At 70.8% G+C, this 16,432-nt stretch carries 14 protein-coding genes; 7 read left to right on the top strand and 7 right to left on the bottom strand.

Annotation, left to right across the window (positions count from 1 at the left end):
- Positions 1-11 precede the first annotated feature (11 nt).
- From ABD401_RS05230 to pilM, 6 genes are read right to left on the bottom strand one after another with little or no spacing between them, the layout of a single operon-like run.
- Positions 12-797, bottom strand: coding sequence for a prepilin peptidase (locus ABD401_RS05230; protein WP_344602355.1), 786 nt, complete (start codon positions 795-797; stop codon positions 12-14).
- A complete protein-coding gene (locus tag ABD401_RS05225) occupies positions 794-1,702 on the bottom strand; it encodes a hypothetical protein (RefSeq protein ID WP_344602353.1) in 909 nt (302 codons plus the stop codon). Before ABD401_RS05225 ends, ABD401_RS05230 begins: the two co-directional genes overlap by 4 nt.
- 38 nt (positions 1,703-1,740) lie before the next feature.
- Positions 1,741-2,070 carry a hypothetical protein gene (locus tag ABD401_RS05220; protein WP_344602351.1) on the bottom strand — a complete coding sequence of 110 codons (330 nt, stop codon included), beginning with the start codon at positions 2,068-2,070 and terminating at the stop codon, positions 1,741-1,743.
- A 13-nt stretch (positions 2,071-2,083) separates the two neighbouring features.
- Positions 2,084-2,749: a type 4a pilus biogenesis protein PilO gene (gene pilO, locus ABD401_RS05215; protein WP_344602349.1), complete on the bottom strand. Its 666-nt coding sequence runs from the start codon at positions 2,747-2,749 to the stop codon at positions 2,084-2,086.
- A 2-nt stretch (positions 2,750-2,751) separates the two neighbouring features.
- Positions 2,752-3,999 (bottom strand): PilN domain-containing protein, encoded by a 1,248-nt coding sequence (locus tag ABD401_RS05210; RefSeq protein ID WP_344602347.1) that lies wholly within the window; start codon positions 3,997-3,999, stop codon positions 2,752-2,754.
- A gap of 1 nt (position 4,000) precedes the next feature.
- The gene (pilM, locus tag ABD401_RS05205) at positions 4,001-5,119 is read right to left on the bottom strand and encodes a type IV pilus assembly protein PilM (protein ID WP_344602345.1); all 1,119 of its coding nucleotides are present in this window, start codon (positions 5,117-5,119) and stop codon (positions 4,001-4,003) included.
- A gap of 75 nt (positions 5,120-5,194) precedes the next feature.
- Here pilM and ABD401_RS05200 point away from each other — a divergent pair, with 75 nt between their 5' ends.
- From ABD401_RS05200 to ABD401_RS05185, 4 genes are all read left to right on the top strand, one after another.
- A complete protein-coding gene (locus ABD401_RS05200; RefSeq protein ID WP_486387612.1) occupies positions 5,195-6,397 on the top strand; it encodes a type IV pilus twitching motility protein PilT in 1,203 nt (400 codons plus the stop codon).
- 62 nt (positions 6,398-6,459) lie between these two features.
- On the top strand, positions 6,460-6,963 hold the full coding sequence (locus tag ABD401_RS05195) for an RsiG family protein (protein WP_344602341.1): 504 nt from the start codon (positions 6,460-6,462) through the stop codon (positions 6,961-6,963).
- 5 nt (positions 6,964-6,968) lie between these two features.
- Complete coding sequence (locus ABD401_RS05190; protein ID WP_344602339.1) at positions 6,969-8,654, top strand: GspE/PulE family protein; 1,686 nt, start codon at positions 6,969-6,971, stop codon at positions 8,652-8,654.
- A gap of 309 nt (positions 8,655-8,963) precedes the next feature.
- Positions 8,964-10,472: a LysM peptidoglycan-binding domain-containing protein gene (locus ABD401_RS05185; protein ID WP_344602336.1), complete on the top strand. Its 1,509-nt coding sequence runs from the start codon at positions 8,964-8,966 to the stop codon at positions 10,470-10,472.
- A gap of 22 nt (positions 10,473-10,494) precedes the next feature.
- Here ABD401_RS05185 and ABD401_RS05180 read toward each other — a convergent pair whose 3' ends face one another.
- Positions 10,495-11,220 (bottom strand): TetR/AcrR family transcriptional regulator, encoded by a 726-nt coding sequence (locus tag ABD401_RS05180; RefSeq protein ID WP_344602334.1) that lies wholly within the window; start codon positions 11,218-11,220, stop codon positions 10,495-10,497.
- Positions 11,221-11,341: 121 nt separating this feature from the next.
- Between ABD401_RS05180 and ABD401_RS05175 the strand changes: the two genes are divergently transcribed.
- From ABD401_RS05175 to ABD401_RS05165, 3 genes are all read left to right on the top strand, one after another.
- Entirely contained in the window at positions 11,342-13,594 is a 2,253-nt protein-coding gene (locus ABD401_RS05175; RefSeq protein WP_344602332.1) for an MMPL family transporter, read from the top strand.
- Positions 13,595-13,712: 118 nt separating this feature from the next.
- Positions 13,713-15,002 carry a type IV pilus twitching motility protein PilT gene (locus tag ABD401_RS05170; RefSeq protein ID WP_344602330.1) on the top strand — a complete coding sequence of 430 codons (1,290 nt, stop codon included), beginning with the start codon at positions 13,713-13,715 and terminating at the stop codon, positions 15,000-15,002.
- A 44-nt stretch (positions 15,003-15,046) separates the two neighbouring features.
- Complete coding sequence (locus ABD401_RS05165) at positions 15,047-16,264, top strand: type II secretion system F family protein (protein ID WP_344602328.1); 1,218 nt, start codon at positions 15,047-15,049, stop codon at positions 16,262-16,264.
- Positions 16,265-16,432: the final 168 nt, after the last annotated feature.

Genomic DNA, 16,432 nt, shown 5'->3' with positions numbered 1-16,432 from the left:
CCGCCGAACGGCTAGCCGATCGTGCCGAGGTAGGCGCCCCAGATCGCGGAGCCGGCGAAGGCACCGAGCAGGGCGCCGGCGAGCATCGACGGCCCGAACGGGATCTGGCTGCGGCGGCCGGCGCGGCCGACCAGCATCAGCGTCACGCCGACGACCGACCCGATCGCGAACCCGCCGAGCAGGCCCACCAGGCTCGGGCCCCAGCCCAGCCAGCCCAGCGCAAGACCCAGGGTCGGGGCGAGGACGACGTCGCCCAGGCCCATGCCCCGGCCGCCGGTGCCGAACCACAGCGACCAGTACAGGCCGAACCAGGCGAGGGCGGACAGCAGCGCCACCGCCACCGGCGACCACCCGTCGGCGAAGCCGGCGAGAGCCAGCAGCACCGCGGTGACACCGAGGCCGGGCACGGAGATCTCGAACGGCAGGCGGCTGACGTCGAGGTCGATCATCGCGAGCGCCAGGCCGATCGCGGCCAGGAACAGCAGCGCCGGCAGGATCGGGCTCAGCCCGAAACGGAGCGTCAGGGCGCCGAAGAGGGCGGCACATCCGAGCTCCACGAGCGGGTACCGCGCGGAGATCGGGTGGGCACAGTCCCGGCAGCGTCCGCGCAGCAGCAGCCACGAGACGACGGGAATGTTGTCCCGCGCGCGCACCGGGCTCCCGCACTCCGGGCAGCTCGACCCCGGCCGCACCACCGACTGCCCGGCCGGCACGCGGTGGACGACGACGTTCAGGAACGAGCCGACCAGCAGGCCGAGCAGGGCGAGGGCGGCGGCCGCCGTCAGTTCAGTGCTCACGCGGCAGTCCTCGTACGTCCGAGCCGGGGTGCGAGCCGCTCCACCTCGGCCGGCGGCAGCGCCGCTCGGACCGCGGCCCACACCCCGGCCCGGGCGGCGGCGACGTCCACCGGACGCTCCGCAGCCTCGGAGAGCAGGAAGACCAGGGCGCCGCGCCGCACGTCGGCGAGCAGCAGCGCGTCGTCGCCGACGGCGACGGAGGCCTCGACCAGGTAGGCCTCGACCTCGGCGACGTCGGCCAGGCACATCTGCCGGGCGGCGTCACGGCGGTAGCCGGCGGCCAGCAGCGCCTCGGCGATGAGGCGCCCGTCGGACGCGTCGAGGCGCAGCTGATCGATCAGGCCGGACGGCCCGATCTCCCGGGCCCGCCACTTCAGGGCGTCACCGGGGGCCGGCAGCGCCTTGCCGACGGCCGGCGGCAGTTCGGCGAGGTGCTCCAGGTCGGTCAGACGCTCCGCGATCAGCGCCGCGGCGGAAGCGTCGAAGACCCCGAGCATCCGGCGGCGGGCCGCGACGACGACCTCACGGGCGTCCCGGGCCCTCGGCTCGGGCTCACCCGTCGCCGGGGCGCCCGAGACCGCGGCGCCCACGGCCGTCGCGACCGCGAGGAACCGCTGGTGGGCGGCGTCCGACTCGGCCGGCGCGCGCTCGGCGAGCAACTGCTGGACCGTCAGGACGTCCGTCGCCCAGGCCGCACCGACCGCGACGCGGGGGTCCCGCTCGGCCGCGGCGATCCGGGAGACCCGGGCGTACAGCGCGATCTTCGCGGTGGTGTCGGCGATCTCGGCAGCACGGTCGCCAGCACGGTCGCCAGCCCGGTCGGCAGCCGGGTCAGCAGTCGCCGCGGGCTCGGTTGTCGGGGCCGACGCAGGGATCGCGTCCGCTCCGGCGACGGGCGCGGTCATGAGGGCTCCTGAAGGACGTACGTGGGCGGGGTGGAGGGTCAGGCCAGCGACGGCGGCGGCTCGGGCTCGAGGCGACGGACCGCCGCCTCGAACCGCGCGGCGCACGACCGCGCCTCCGGCGTCGAGGCCGGGTCGTCGACGATGGCGGTCGTCAACGCCCGGACCGCGACCAGCAACCGGCGGTGCTCGTCGGCCTGGGCGGCGGCGCGCTCACGCACGATCCGCCCGTCCTGCTGACGGAGCATCCGGTTCTGCCGGTACACCTGGGCCTTGAGCTCGTCGAGCTCGGCGAACAGGTCGACGATCGGGTCGTCCGAGCCCTCGACGGCGAGGGCCTCGACGTTCTCCCGACGGCGCAGCCGCAGCATGCCCCGTCGGCCCTCAGCCCGCACTGCCGGCCTTCGTCGGGTCGACCACCTTCGGCAGCAGGAACATGTCGCCGGTGATCGTCACGGTCTGCGCGTCGGCGGCCGTCGAGGCGTTCTCGCTCGGCTCCTGGCTCGCGGACTGCTGCGCCAGGCTGATCGTGGAGACCGCGAACGCGCGCGGGAGCTTCTCCAGGTTGGCCACGAAGGCACGGATCTGGCTCGGGGAGCCGGAGACGTTGATCGTCAGCTTCTGACCGGCGATCGAGGCGACCGGTGCCGCGACACCCGGCAGCTGCGCGGACGACCCGGTGCCGACCGCGGCCGGCGGGTCCATCTGCATGCTCGTCAGGTGCTGCGGTGCGATCCCGGCCTCGGCCGCGGCCGCCGTGATCATCTTGAACAGCTTCGCCTGCTCGGCGGTCGGCGGGAAGCGGCGGTCGAGCGCCTTGGACGTCTCCCGCAGCGCCGGCAGCTGCTCCTCACGGAGCTTCAGCGTCTGGATCTGGTTGCGCAGCGACTGGTTCCGCTGCTCGGCGACCGCGACCTCCTCGTTGGTGGCGGCGATCGCGTCACTGCGCGGGCTGAGGACGAACATCCAGGCCGCGACCAGGGCGATGAGCAGGATCAGCGATCCGGCGATGGCGTTCTTGTGGACCGCCGTGAGAGCCGACGTCTTCATGCTCACTCACCTTCGTTCTGCTGCTGCTGTTGCTGCTGCGCGGCCGCAGCCGCGGCGGCGGCCGCCGCGGCCTGCAGCTGGGCGGCGAGTTCCTTCTCCGCCTTGAGCTGCGCCTTGCGCTCGGCCTTCTCCTTCGCGGCGGCCTCGGCGTCGGCCTTCGCCTTGGCGGCGATGGCGGCGGCCTTGGCCCGCTCGGCGAGCCGGTGGCTGGCGGTGTTGCCGGCCTTGATCATGCGCTCGGCCTCGTCGAGGACCTTCGGGTCCGAGAGCCAGCTCAGGTCGGCGTAGCGGCCGCTGACCGCCTTGCCGGTGAGACCGACGCTGCCCGCGAAGGCGACGACCTCGCTGCCGTCGCCGGCGTTCATCGTCGTCGTCGTGATGAAGGGGTCGGCGTAGAGATCCGCGGCCCGCAGGTTCTGGATGAGCTGGCCGACCTGGGCCCGGTTCTGCGCGGTCCCGCTCAGCGTCACACAGCCGATGATCGGGGCCGGGTTGAACGGGTCGGGGCGCGCACAGCTGACCGGCGGCACCACCGTCTTCGGAGCCGTCGACGCAGCCGCGTCCCCGCTCCCGGTGGTCGTGGACGTACCGTCCGCGGCCGCGACGGCTCCGCGCACCGCGCTGTTCTGGGTCGCGGTCTGGGCACCCGCCGGGTTCTGCGTCCCGGTCTGATTCTTCGTCAGGTCGTTGCCCTCGGCGTCGATGCCGGCCTCGGTCAGCGGGGAGACGGGCGGAGCGACCGCGCTGACCGTCTCGGCGGTCAGCGAGACCGACATCGCGTTGATCTCGATGCCCGCCGGGGTGCGGCCGGCGAGGTCGGTGAGCGCGTCGGAGAACAGGACCTCGTGCGCCATGGCGGCCGAGGCGGTGCCCTTGCGCGCCTGCAGGAGGTCGAAGAACTGCGCGACCGGGGCGAGCGCGGCGACCTGGGCGTTCAGCGCGGGCGTGAGCGCCTGCTCCGCCGCGAGCCGGTCCTCGGCGCTGTGGAGGCGCTGGGTCTGCACCATCCAGCCACCACCCACGAGGACCGCGCCGGCGAGACCGGCCGCGACCAGACGGTGGCGGACCCGCCGGACGGCGAGCGCCTCCAGCGTCGACTCCGGCAGGAGGTTCACCGACGGCAGCGTCCGCGACGGCTGGCCGGTGCGGACCGGCGGCGTCTTGGTGGAGCCGGCACGGAAGTTGGCCGCGCTCAACTGACGGGGCAGCTTGACCTTGTCGAGCGTCTTGCCCGAACTCAGGAACGACACGTCACATCACTCCCAGGGCGAGACCCGACAGCAGGGCGACCGCGCCGAGGTCGTCCTCGGCCGCGGCGGAGACACGGCTCTTCACCTCACGCGGGGTGGCGAGCAGGACCACCTCGGTGTCCATCGCCTCCGCGATCCGCTCGGAGAGCCCGGACAGGCGCGAACCGCCGCCGGTGAGCAGGATGCGGGAGAGGCTGCGCACGCCGGTGCCGGCCGACAGGAAGAAGTTCAGGGTGGTGCGGACCTCGGCGACCACGCCGGCGACCCGCTCCTCGATAGCCTGCTGCGCGGGGTGCTCGAGGTTGACCTTCTCCTCGTCGCCGCTGCGCTGGCGGGGCAGACCGTACTGCGCCTTCGCCTCCTCGGCCTCGTCGAAGGACCAACCGAACTTCTGCTGCAGCTCGCCGGTGATGACCCGGCCGCCGAGCTGGTTGACGGTACGCACGAACCGCGGCTGCCCGGCGGTGTGAACGACGACGGTCAGGGTGTCGGCCCCGATGTCGACGATCGCCTCGGCCACGTCGGCGTCGGCCGCGGGCTCGGGGTTCGGGACGGCGGCGCGGATCAGCGCGAACGGCGCGAGCTCCGCCTTCACCGGCACCAGGTCCGCCTCGGACAGCGCGGTGAGGAAGGTGTCGACCATCTCGCTGGCGGCGGCCACGAGCAGGATCCGGAGCATGTGCTCGGACTCGGGGTCCGGGCCGGCCGGCAGGTCCTCGAGCACGTGGTAGTCGAGGTTCGCCTCGTTCACCGACATCGGGATCTGGTCGGCGACCGAGTACGGCAGCGCCTTGCGGAAGTCCGCCGGCTCCATCCAGTCCAGGTCGAGCTGACGGACCAGCACGCGGTCGTTGGCGAGACCGAACACGACCTTCTTCGTGGAGAAGCGGCCCGCGGACCACAGCGCGCGCAGCGCCTTCGCCACCGCGGCCGGGTCGGTCACGACACCGCCGGCGACCGCGCCCTCCGGCAGCGGGACCGCCGCGAAGCGGTCGAGCCGGCACGACGTGCCACTCATCGGGGTCGAGCGGACGCTGAACTGCGCCGCTCGCAGACCGGAGCTGCCCACGTCCAGGCAGACCACCTTGCGGGCGCCCCATCGGGCATCTGTTCGCTTCACCGTGCTTGTCTCCTGGAGGTCGGGGCGGCCACGCTCCCTGCGCCGACAGCTGTATCGGAGCCCATCCGGCACGGCTTGAGGGCGGACGTATGCCCCGTCCGGCGACGAATCCGGACATCTCCGGGCGACACGACGGGACTTCAGTCCGGATCTGGAAAAGCCGACACAGCTGGTATGGAGCCGGAGATCGCGCCGCTGCTGCGCGCCGTCGTGCAGAACAGCGCCTCAGACCTTCACATCAAGTCCAGCGCCCCGCCGAAGATCCGGATCTCCGGATCCCTGGTCGCCCTGGACTCCCCCGTCCTCTCGCCGGCGGACGTCGAGGACCTGATCCTCCCGACGATGTCGCCGGACGTGGCCGAGTACTTCGCCAAGAACAACGAGGCGGACTACGCCCTCGCCGTCCCCGGCGTCGGACGGTTCCGCGTCAACGTGTTCCGGGCGCGCGGCGAGGTCGGCTCGGTCATGCGACTGATCACCGACGAGCCGATGTCGCTCGAGGAGCTCGGCATGCCGGCGGTGCTCGGCAAGCTCGCGCTCGAACCGCGCGGCCTGGTGCTCGTGACCGGACCGACCGGGTCGGGCAAGACGACGACGCTCGCCGCGATGGTCGACCAGATCAACGCCAACCGCGCCGTCCACATCCTCACGATCGAGGACCCGATCGAGGTCACCCACCGCGACAAGCTCGCCTCGGTCAACCAGCGCGAGATCGGCATGGACACCCGCAACTGGTCCACGGCGCTGCGCGCGGCCATGCGGCAGGACCCCGACGTCATCCTCATCGGCGAGATGCGCGACGTGGACACCGTCAAGGCCGCCCTCGCCGCCGCGGAGACCGGACACTTCGTCATGTCCACGCTGCACACCACGGACGCTCGCGAAACCGTGAACCGCATCGTCGACTTCTTCCCCGAGCACGAGCAGAAGCAGGTCCGGCTCTCGCTGGCCGCGGCGCTCAAGGGAATCGTCTGCCAGCGGCTGGTGCCGAAGGCCGACGGCGCGGGTAGGACCTGCGTCATGGAGATCGCCGTGAACGACGCTCGCGTGGCCGAGGCCATCGCGGACCCGGACAAGACGGACACGATTCCGGATCTGGTGGCGGCGGGGGACTACTCCGGGATGCAATCCTTCGACCAGCACCTGCTCCGACTGGTCCTGGACGGCACGGTCTCGCTCGAAGATGCCAAGCTGGTGGCGAGCCGTCCGCACGACCTGTCGGTCATGCTGCGACGTGCCGGGGTGACCGCGACGATGGCGGAGACCCTGACGCGATGAGGAACGGAAACGAACGGTCGGGACTTCCGAGGGCCCGGTCGGCGTCCCGGAACGGGGTGGGGATGGACGAGGGCCGGCGGACGAAGCGGGGCACCGGTGAGCTGGTGGCCGCACCGCACCTGGCGGACCTGGACCTGGCGGCGCTGCGGGCGTACCGGCGCGACCTCCAGGACGAGGAGGACCGTGTCTCCTACTGGCGGCGTCTCGTGCACGCCCGCCTCGACATGCTCGAGGTCGGCTCGCACACCGAGGGCACGCTCTCGGTCGAGCAGCTGATCCGGGTGCTCGGCGACACCGGCAGCGGTGCCAGCCGCACCGCGCTGTCCGCCGTCCACCCCGCCGCGCCGCTGCCGGACCTGCCGGAGACCACGGACATGTGGGTCACCGAGGTCGACCCGCACGACCCGGCCGCGCTCGCGGAGGCCCAGGAGAAGCTCCGCGCCGCCGAGCACAAACTGACTGCCTACCGGAAGGCGCTGTTCGAGCGCATCGACGAGGCCACGGCCGAGCTGATCCTGCGTTACCGCGACAACCCGGCCGCCGCGCTCTCCGCGCTGCCACTCTGACGGTCATGATCGGCGTGCCAGGCGGCGACGCCGTCGCGGCGCTCGTGGACGCCGGCTTGGTGACTGAGGATCAGGTCGCCGAGGCGGTGAGGCAGAGCGAGCTCGACGGACGCGCCCCCCTCCAGGTCCTGGTCGACACCAAGGTGGTGTCGACCAGCGATGTGGTGCGCACCGCCGCAGCCGCCGTCGGCCTGCCGTACGTCGAGCTCGCGAACTACTCCGTCGACCCCACCGCCGCCGCGCGCCTGCCCGCCGACTACGCCCGCCGCTACGGCGTCCTCCCGCTCGGCTGGGAGAACGGCGAACTGCTCGTCGCCGTCGGCGTGAAGCAGGCCGGCAACATCGAGCTCAAGGACGACCTGGTCCGGCTCACGCGCAGCCTCGTCCGGTTCGCCCTCGCGCCGCACGCGGACATCGTCGCGAAGATCGACCAGCTCTACCGGGCCGAGGACGAGCTCACCGACCTCACCTCGAACATCGAGACCGAGGAGCAGGCCGAGGACCTCTCGAACTTCACGACGGTGGCGGAGGACGCCCCGATCGTGCGGTTCGTCAACCTGCTGATCTCGCAGGCGATCGCCGACCGGGCCTCGGACATCCACATCGAGCCCACCGAGAACGACCTGCGCGTGCGGTACCGCATCGACGGCGTCCTCCACGAGCAGCACCGGTCGACGAAGTCGATCCAGGCCGGCGTGATCTCGCGCATCAAGATCATGGCCGACATCAACATCGCGGAGCGCCGCGTGCCGCAGGACGGCCGGCTCTCGGTCAACCACAACGGCCGCAAGGTCGACCTGCGCGTGGCGACGCTGCCGACGGTGTGGGGCGAGAAGATCGTCGCCCGCATCCTGGACAACTCGACCGCCCAGCTGAGCCTGGACGAGCTCGGGTTCTCCGCCCACAACTTCCGCCGCTACCGGAACGCGTACACCAAGCCCTACGGGATGATCCTGGTGACCGGCCCGACCGGTTCCGGCAAATCGACGACGCTCTACGCGACGCTGAACATCCTCAACGACCCGGCGGTCAACATCATCACCGTCGAGGACCCCGTCGAGTACCGGCTGCCCGGCGTGAACCAGGTGCAGACGAACCCGAAGGCCGGCCTGACGTTCGCCCGCGCGCTGCGCTCGATCCTGCGGTCCGACCCCGACGTCATCCTCATCGGTGAGATCCGGGACCACGAGACCGCGCAGATCGCCGTCGAGTCCGCCCTCACCGGCCACATGGTGCTGAGCACCCTGCACACCAACGACGCCCCGTCCGCGATCGGCCGGCTCATCGAGATGGGCATCGAGCCGTTCCTCGTCGCGTCCGCGCTCGACTCCGTCCTCGCCCAGCGGCTCTGCCGGACGTTGTGCAAGGAGTGCAAGGAGCCGTACACGCCGACCGAGCAGGAGCTCGCCGACGTGCGCTTCGGCCACGACCCCTCCGAGCCCCTCCCGGTGCTCTACCGGGCCGTGGGGTGCACCGCGTGCGCCCGCACCGGCTACCACGGCCGGATGGCCCTCCACGAGGTCATGACGGTCACCGAGGAGATCGAGCGCCTCGCCGTGGCCCGTGCCTCCACGGACGAGATCGAGAAGATGGCGACCGCCCAGGGCATGACGAGCCTGCGCGACGACGGCTGGCTCAAGGTCCGCCAGGGGCTGACGTCGATCGAGGAGATCCTCCGCGTCGTCGCCTGACCGGCGACACGCCTCGGGCTGACCTCGCGCGCTGACCTCTCGCGCTGCCCTCGGGCGGAGTCCGAAATTTTTTACCTTCCGGCCGCCGGCGGGCGACGCCGATCACAGCCGCGCGGCCGGCCCGGTCGCGGCCCAGGTCAGGGCCCCGCGATGCCTCCGTCCGGGTGAATCAATGGATCAAGAACGCCCTGACCTGCGCAAAGTTACAGCCCTGTAGTTCCGGAGACCCGGTGGCACGGGTGCGACTGGTGTGAAAACAATGGCCTCGTTCATTACCACCAGCAACATCAGCACCAAAGGAGACACGCCGTGCCGGAGAGCGAGCAGACGGGCGGGGGCCGCCACCGACGGCGTCGGCGTGAGCGGGCCTCCGACGAGGCGCTGACCCCGCTGCCCGGCGGCCTTCCGCCGCGTGCGCCCTGGCGCCGGGCCAAGGCCGACGAGGCCGCCTGGACGCCGCTGCCGACCCCCGGGTCGACCCTGCGCCCCATCGGCGCCACCCCGGTTCCCAGCCTCGCCGCCGGCGGCTTCGTGCGGCCACTGCCGAAGAAGGGCTCGGGCGACGTCCTGACCCTCGACGCCCCGCCGGAGCTCGACCCGCTCGGGCGCCTGACCAGCCCGACCCCGGTCGGCCCCGACGACCTGATCGACCCGCTCGCCGACGTGCGCCGCCGCAGCGCGACCGTCGTGGCCGGCGTCGTCACCGGCGCGGTCACTTTGCCGCCGATGTTCGGGCTGTCCCCCGCGAACGCGGCCATCGAGCCCAAGCCCAACCCGACTCCGGCCGTGGTCCTCCCGACCGGCGTCGAGGACTTCTCGCCGTACCTCGGCCAGGTCTCCTGCGACCCCAACGCCAAGCCTGGCGTCGTCGCCTTCTCCCAGCTCGTGCTCTCGTACTGGGGCCGCGGCGGCAGCTACGGCATCACGCGGCCCTGCAACATCGGCGGGCAGTCCGAGCACAAGGAGGGGCGCGCCTGGGACTTCCGGCTCGACCCCAACAGCTACGAGGACCAGGTCGCCGGCCAGCGCATCATCGACTGGCTGCTCGCGGACGACGCGCTCAACGCGCGCCGCCTCGGGATCATGTACATCATCTGGAACGAGCGCATCTGGGCGACGTACCAGCGCGAGGACGGCTGGCGCGCCTACAAGGGGCCGGACAACCACACCTCGCACATCCACTTCTCGTTCTCCTGGAACGGCGCGATGAAGCGCACGTCCTGGTGGACCGGAACGGTGTCGCCGATCGAGTACGGCCCGTGCCAGAAGTACATCGGCGAGAAGGTCCCGGTGTACGGCAAGAAGATCAACCTCGCGCCGTGCCCGAAGCCCAAGGCGAAGCCCAAGCCGAAGCCCGACCCGGTCACCTCGAAGCCGGACAAGCCCAAGAACGACAAGCCGAAGGCCGACGCGCCCAAGGCCGACAAGCCGGCGACCACGACCAAGTACAAGACCATCACGGTGAAGTCGGGTCAGACGGTCGGTGGCCTCGCGAAGAAGCACAAGACGACCGTCGCGAAGATCGTCAAGCTCAACAAGCTGGCGAACCCGAACCGCATCTACGTCGGCCAGAAGCTGCGCGTGCCGGTGAAGGTCACGAGCACCAAGAAGAGCAACAGCGGCACCAAGGCGTCGTCGACCAAGACCCCCGCGAAGACCCCGACGGTCGTGCGGATCCACGTCGTTCAGCGCGGCGACACCGTCGGCGGCCTCGCGACCCGCTTCCACAGCACCATCGCGGCGATCGTGAAGGCGAACGACCTCAAGAACCCGAACATGATCTACCCGGGCCAGAAGCTCCGGATCCCGAAGGTCTGATCCCCTTCGATCTGAAGGTTAGTCAGGAACGGCCCTGGGCGAGCTCAATGCCCAGGGTCGTTCCGATTTCCCGGAGCGTGAGCTCGAACAGCGGCTCGCCGTCCTCGGTCGCGAACTTGAGGTGCCCGAACACCTCCATCGTCACCGCGCCGTAGAGCTTCACCCAGCTCGACATGTACGCGAGCACCGCGCCGAGCGGCAGGTCGCCGATGCCCATCTTCGTCCGGCACTCGCGCAGACCCTGGGCGAGCGCCGGCTCGATCTCGTCGTCGCCGGGGACGGCGAAGGGCGCGCTCGCCCAGAGCTCGACGAACATCGCCCCGAACACCGCACCGAATTGGCGGCCGGCCTCCTCGGAGGCGCCCTCGGGCTCGGTGCTGACGTCCGGGATCGGCGTCCCGAACAGGAGGCTGAACTCCGGGGTGTGCGCCAGGGCCCAGCGCCGGAACGCCCGGCTGCACTCGATCATCCGCACGCCGACGGGCTGGTCGAGGTGCCGGTCGCGCTCGGCCTCCAGCTCGGCCGTCAGGTCGTCGTAGCAGGCGGCGACGAGCGCCTCGACCAGCTTGTCGAGGCTCGCGAAGTACCGGTACAGCGCCGGCGCGGTCATGCCCATCTCACGGGCGATCGCCCGCAGTGAGATCGCCGTCGGCCCGCCCGCGATCAGCTGCCGCCGAGCCGCGCCCAGGATCTCGTCGAGCGTCGAACCGCGCAGCCGCTCGCGCCGCGTTGCCACCGTCGTGTCCACGCTCGTCAGGCTCCCGGTCCGGAATTGGTCTTGACAACTGCGAACAGCGTACACAGAGTTTACACCGTTAGCTTTACACCGTTTACTCATGTGAACCCCGCTCACCGCAGAAGGAGCCGCGATGTTCGAGGCACTCGGACGCCGGACCTACCGTTCCCGTCGTTGGGTCCTCGGGCTCGCCGGCGTCTTCGTCCTCGTGGCCGTGACCTGGGGCGTCGGCGTGTTCTCGGCCCTGACCCAGGGCGGGTTCGAGGACCCGGGCAGCGAGTCCGCGAAGGCCCTGACCCGGATCGAGGCGATCGCCGACGGGGCCGGGGACGCCGACGTCGTCGCGATCTACACCGACCCGGACCGGACCGTGGACGACACCGGCTTCCGGAACACCGTGGTCGAGACGCTGCAGGACCTGCCCGCGGGCGAGGTCGCGGGCTTCTCCACGTACTGGAGCACCGGCTCCGATGCCTTCGTCTCCGCCGACCGGCACTCCACCTTCGCCACCGTGACGCTCGCCGGCGTCAGCGACGAGGAGAAGGAGGAGGCGTTCGCGGCCGTCCGCGACCACCTGCGCGCGCCCGGGCTGCAGACCGAGCTCGGCGGCCCCTCGGCGGTCTACTCCGACGTCAGCAGCCAGGTCGAGTCCGACATCGCGCGCGCCGAGGCGCTGTCGCTGCCGATCGTCTTCCTGCTCCTGGTCATCGTCTTCGGCAGCCTGACCGCGGCGGCGATGCCGCTCGTGATCGGCGGTCTCGCGATCCTCGGCGCCTTCACGATGCTGCACGTCCTGACGCTGTTCACGGACGTCTCGATCTTCGCGATCAACATCGTGACGATGCTCGGGCTCGGCCTCGCCGTCGACTACGCGCTGTTCGTCGTCAGCCGGTTCCGCGAGGAGCTGCCCCGCGCCGCGACCGTCGAGGACGCCCTCGTCCGCACGATGGCGACCGCAGGCCGCACCGTCGCGTTCTCCGGCCTGACCGTGGCGGTCTCGCTCGCCTCGCTGCTGCTGTTCCCGCAGCCGTTCCTGCAGTCGATGGGCTTCGGCGGCATGGCGGCCGTCCTGGTCGCGATGATCGGGGCGCTCACCGTCCTCCCGGCTCTGCTCGGCCTGCTCGGGCACCGGATCGACGCCCTGCGCGTGCCGCGGCCGTGGCGGCGGGCCGGTGGCGCGACCGGTGGCGTCTGGGCGCGGGTCGCGCACGGCGTCATGCGCCGTCCGCTGGCGGTGGCCGGCGCAGTGATCGCCCTGCTGCTCGTCCTCGGCACACCGTTCCTGCGCGCGGAGTTCGGCGGCGTCGACTCCCGGGTCCTGCCCGCGGGCACGGAGAGCCGGGTCGTCGACGAGAAACTGGCGAGCCAGTTCCCGGCCGACCCGAGCGCGACGATCGACGTCGTCCTCGACGGGGCGGACGCCGGCACCGCGACGAGCTACGTCGACCGCCTGCGCAGCCTGCCCGGCGTGACCGGCGCCGAGGTCGTCGCCGCCGGCGACGGCGCGGTGCGGATCGCCGTCCACCACGACGAGCTGCCGACCTCGCGCGAGGCCCGCGGGCTGGTCGCCGACATCCGGGACGTTCGGGCCCCGGCCGGGACCGAGGTGCTGGTCGGCGGCGAGAGCGCCGAACTGGTCGACCTGCTCGCGGGTCTGCGCGGCACGCTGCCCTGGATGGCCCTGTTCGTCGGGATCGTCACCCTGCTGCTGCTGTTCGCGGCGTTCGGGTCGGTGGTGCTGCCGCTCAAGGCGCTGGTGATGAACGTGCTCTCGCTCGGCGCCGCGTTCGGCGCGGTGGTGTGGATCTTCCAGGACGGCCATCTGTCCGGCCTGCTCGACTTCACCCCGACCGGGGCGGTCGAGGCGTCGAACCCGATCCTCATGCTCGCGATCGCGTTCGGGCTCTCGATGGACTACGAGGTGTTCCTGCTCTCGCGGATCCGCGAGGAGTGGGACCGCACCGGCGACAACACCGGAGCCGTGGCGACCGGGCTGGCCCGCACCGGCGGCATCATCACCAGCGCCGCGCTGCTGCTGATCGTCGTCATCGGCGCGTTCGCGACGTCCGGCATCACGTTCATCAAGATGATCGGCGTCGGTCTGGTGATCGCGATCCTCGTCGACGCGACCATCGTCCGCGGCCTGCTCGTGCCGGCCACGATGCGCCTGCTGGGCACGGCGAACTGGTGGGCCCCGGGCCCACTGCGCCGGGCGTGGGAGCGCTACGGGTTCCGCGAGGGCGAGGGGTTCGTCGCGGAGGAGCCGATCCGGCGGCCGCAGCTCGTGCCGATCGTCCTGCCGGCCGTCGACCCGGTGTACCTGGGGACCGACCTCGACCCGCTCTACGACGAGAACGCCCCGCTTCCGGCACCCGTGTCCGGATAGGGACGGATCGGTCCGGTTCGCGCCGGGACTCAAGGCCCGCCCTCCGGAGGACGAAAAGACTGAGGTGATGCGCATTCCGCGCATCACCTCAGTCCTGCGTCAAACGGAAGGCCCACGCGTGGAGCAGACGCCCGACCTGCTGGCCCAGTACGAGATCGCGGACGCGCTCGCCTCGACCCACGAGCTCGCGGTCAGCGCTCTGACCGCGGAGCACCAGGCCGCCGCCATCGCCGCCGCCGCCGAGGCCGCGGAGGCCGCCGCCCGTGCCCGCGAGGAGGCGATCGCGAACAAGCGCGTCGACCTCGACGAGCTGTTGCTGCACCTGCTTGAGCTCGGTGGCTCCGACCTGCACCTCACGGCCGGGTCCCCGCCCGTCGTGCGGCACCTCGGCAAGGTCATGCCGGTCGAGGACCAGCCGGTGCTCACCGGTGACACCCTGCGCGAACTGATCTACGGCATCCTGACGGAGCGTCAGCGCAAGGTCTTCGAGGAAAACCTCGAACTCGACCTGGCGTACGCGCTGCCCGGGCACGCCCGGTTCCGCATGAACATCTTCCAGCAGCGCGAATCGATCGGGGCCGTGCTCCGTGTGATCCCGTGGGAGATCAAGGGCCTCGACCAGCTGAACATGCCGGCGGTCATCGGGTCCTTCGCCGAACTCAAGCGCGGCCTGGTGCTGGTCACCGGTCCCACCGGCTCGGGCAAGTCGACGACGCTCGCCGCGATCATCGACCAGATCAACTCGACCCGGCACGACCACATCATGACCATCGAGGACCCGATCGAGTTCCTCCACCAGCACAAGCGCTCGATCGTGAACCAGCGCGAGGTCGGTGGCGACACCCACTCGTTCCGCAACGCACTCAAGCACGTGCTGCGCCAGGACCCCGACGTCATCCTCGTCGGTGAGCTCCGGGACCTCGACACGATCTCCGTCGCGCTCACCGCGGCCGAGACCGGCCACCTCGTCTTCGCGACCCTGCACACCCAGTCGGCGCAGGACACCATCACCCGCGTCGTCGACGTGTTCCCGGCCGAGCAGCAGCAGCAGATCCGCACGCAGCTCGCCGCGACGCTCCAGGGCGTCGTGTGTCAGACGCTGTGCCGCACCGCCGACGGCGTCGGCCGCGTCGCGGCCGTCGAGATCATGGTCTGCACGCCCGGCATCCGCGCGATGATCCGCGACGACAAGCTCCCGCAGATCCCCGGCGCCCTGCAGGCCGGCGCACGTGACGGGATGCAGACCCTCAACGCGCACCTGGCGGACCTGGTGAAGGCCCACCGGATCACTCTCGAGACCGCGCTCGAGCACTGCACGAACAAGGAGGACCTGCTGCAGCTGACGGGGTCTCTGCTGCGTCGTCCTCCCACGCAGAGCAGCGGTCTGAACGCCCCGCTGTCGCTCTGACCGCCACCGACATCCCGCAACGACACCGAGTGCAGGAGCACTGAATGGCAGCAACGCAGTACGCGTACAAGGTCAAGGACAACCGCGGGAAGCTGGTCGAGGGCAAGGTCGAGGCCGACAGCGAGAGCGCGGTTGCCGACAAGCTCCGGTCGATGGGCTACCGCCCGCTGGAGATCAAGCAGGCGAACACCGGCCTGGACCGGGAGATCCGCCTGTTCGGCCGCGAGCGCGTCAAGCTCAAGGACCTCGCGGTCTTCTCGCGCCAGTTCGCGACGATGATCAACGCGGGCCTGTCGATGCTGCGCACGCTGACGATCCTCTCGGAGCAGTCGGAGAACGGTGAGCTCAAGCGCGTCCTGCGTCTGGTGAAGACCGACGTCGAGGCCGGCTCCTCGATCTCCGCGGCGTTCGCGAAGCACCCCAAGGTGTTCCCCCCGCTGATGGTCAGCATGGTCCGCGCCGGCGAGGCCGGCGGGTTCCTCGACCAGAGCATGCGTCAGATCGCCGACAACTTCGAGGCCGAGGTCAAGCTCCGCGGCAAGATCAAGGCCGCGATGACCTACCCGGTCGTCGTCCTGATCCTGGCCATCCTCATGGTCATCGGCATGCTGCTGTTCGTCGTCCCGATCTTCCGGGACATGTTCGCCACGCTCGGCGGCACGCTGCCGTTGCCGACGCGGATCCTGGTGACGCTGTCGGAGTGGATGAAGTACCTCGCTCCGCTGCTGGCGATCCTGACCGGCGCCGGCCTGTGGGCGTGGCGCAAGTACGGCCAGACCGAGCAGGTGCGCAACGTCGTCGACCCGCTCAAGCTCCGCCTCCCGGTCTTCGGCAAGCTCTTCCAGAAGGTGGCGCTGGCGCGGTTCGCGCGGACCCTGAGCACGCTGCTCAAGTCCGGCGTCCCGATCCTCACCGCCCTCGAGATCACCGGGGACTCCAGCGGCAACGTCGTCATCAGTCGCGCCCTGGAGCAGGTCAAGGACTCCGTGAAGTCCGGTGAGTCCATCTCCGGCCCGCTCGCCGAGCACGAGGTCTTCCCGTCGATGGTCGTGCACATGATGGCCTCCGGTGAGGAGACCGGCGCCCTCGACGACATGCTCGGCAAGATCGGCGAGTTCTACGACCAGGAGGTCGAGGCGACCACCGAGTCTCTGACCGCCCTCATCGAACCGCTGATGATCGCCTTCCTCGGCACCGTCGTCGGGTCGATGATCGTCGCCCTCTACCTCCCGATCTTCAAGATCTTCGACCTCATCCAGTAATCGCACTCACCCTGCATTGGAGATGTCATCTCCAGTGCAGGGTCGAGCGCGGATGCGTCGTCCCCACCCCTGCGGACATACCACGATTCTACCCGGATTCGAACACATGTTCTGCATATCTGCTTGAGTGCAGTAAGCCTTACCAGTCCGGGGAACTGACGATCAGTT

Origin of the sequence: Sporichthya brevicatena (assembly GCF_039525035.1) — a bacterium.
GTDB classification, from domain to species: Bacteria; Actinomycetota; Actinomycetes; order Sporichthyales; family Sporichthyaceae; genus Sporichthya; species Sporichthya brevicatena.
The sequence above is the reverse complement of the archived record's forward strand: the minus strand, read 5'-3'. Positions and strand labels throughout refer to the sequence as shown.

Bases quoted from the DNA above. Each gene is read 5' to 3' on its own strand.
- pilO (WP_344602349.1), bottom strand. From the start codon at position 2,749: ATGAAGACGTCGGCTCTCACGGCGGTCCACAAGAACGCCATCGCCGGA.
- ABD401_RS05190 (WP_344602339.1), top strand. From the start codon at position 6,969: ATGATCGGCGTGCCAGGCGGCGACGCCGTCGCGGCGCTCGTGGACGCC.
- ABD401_RS05175 (WP_344602332.1), top strand. From the start codon at position 11,342: ATGTTCGAGGCACTCGGACGCCGGACCTACCGTTCCCGTCGTTGGGTC.
- ABD401_RS05220 (WP_344602351.1), bottom strand. From the start codon at position 2,070: ATGCTGCGGCTGCGCCGTCGGGAGAACGTCGAGGCCCTCGCCGTCGAG.
- ABD401_RS05195 (WP_344602341.1), top strand. From the start codon at position 6,460: ATGGACGAGGGCCGGCGGACGAAGCGGGGCACCGGTGAGCTGGTGGCC.
- ABD401_RS05165 (WP_344602328.1), top strand. From the start codon at position 15,047: ATGGCAGCAACGCAGTACGCGTACAAGGTCAAGGACAACCGCGGGAAG.
- ABD401_RS05225 (WP_344602353.1), bottom strand. From the start codon at position 1,702: ATGACCGCGCCCGTCGCCGGAGCGGACGCGATCCCTGCGTCGGCCCCG.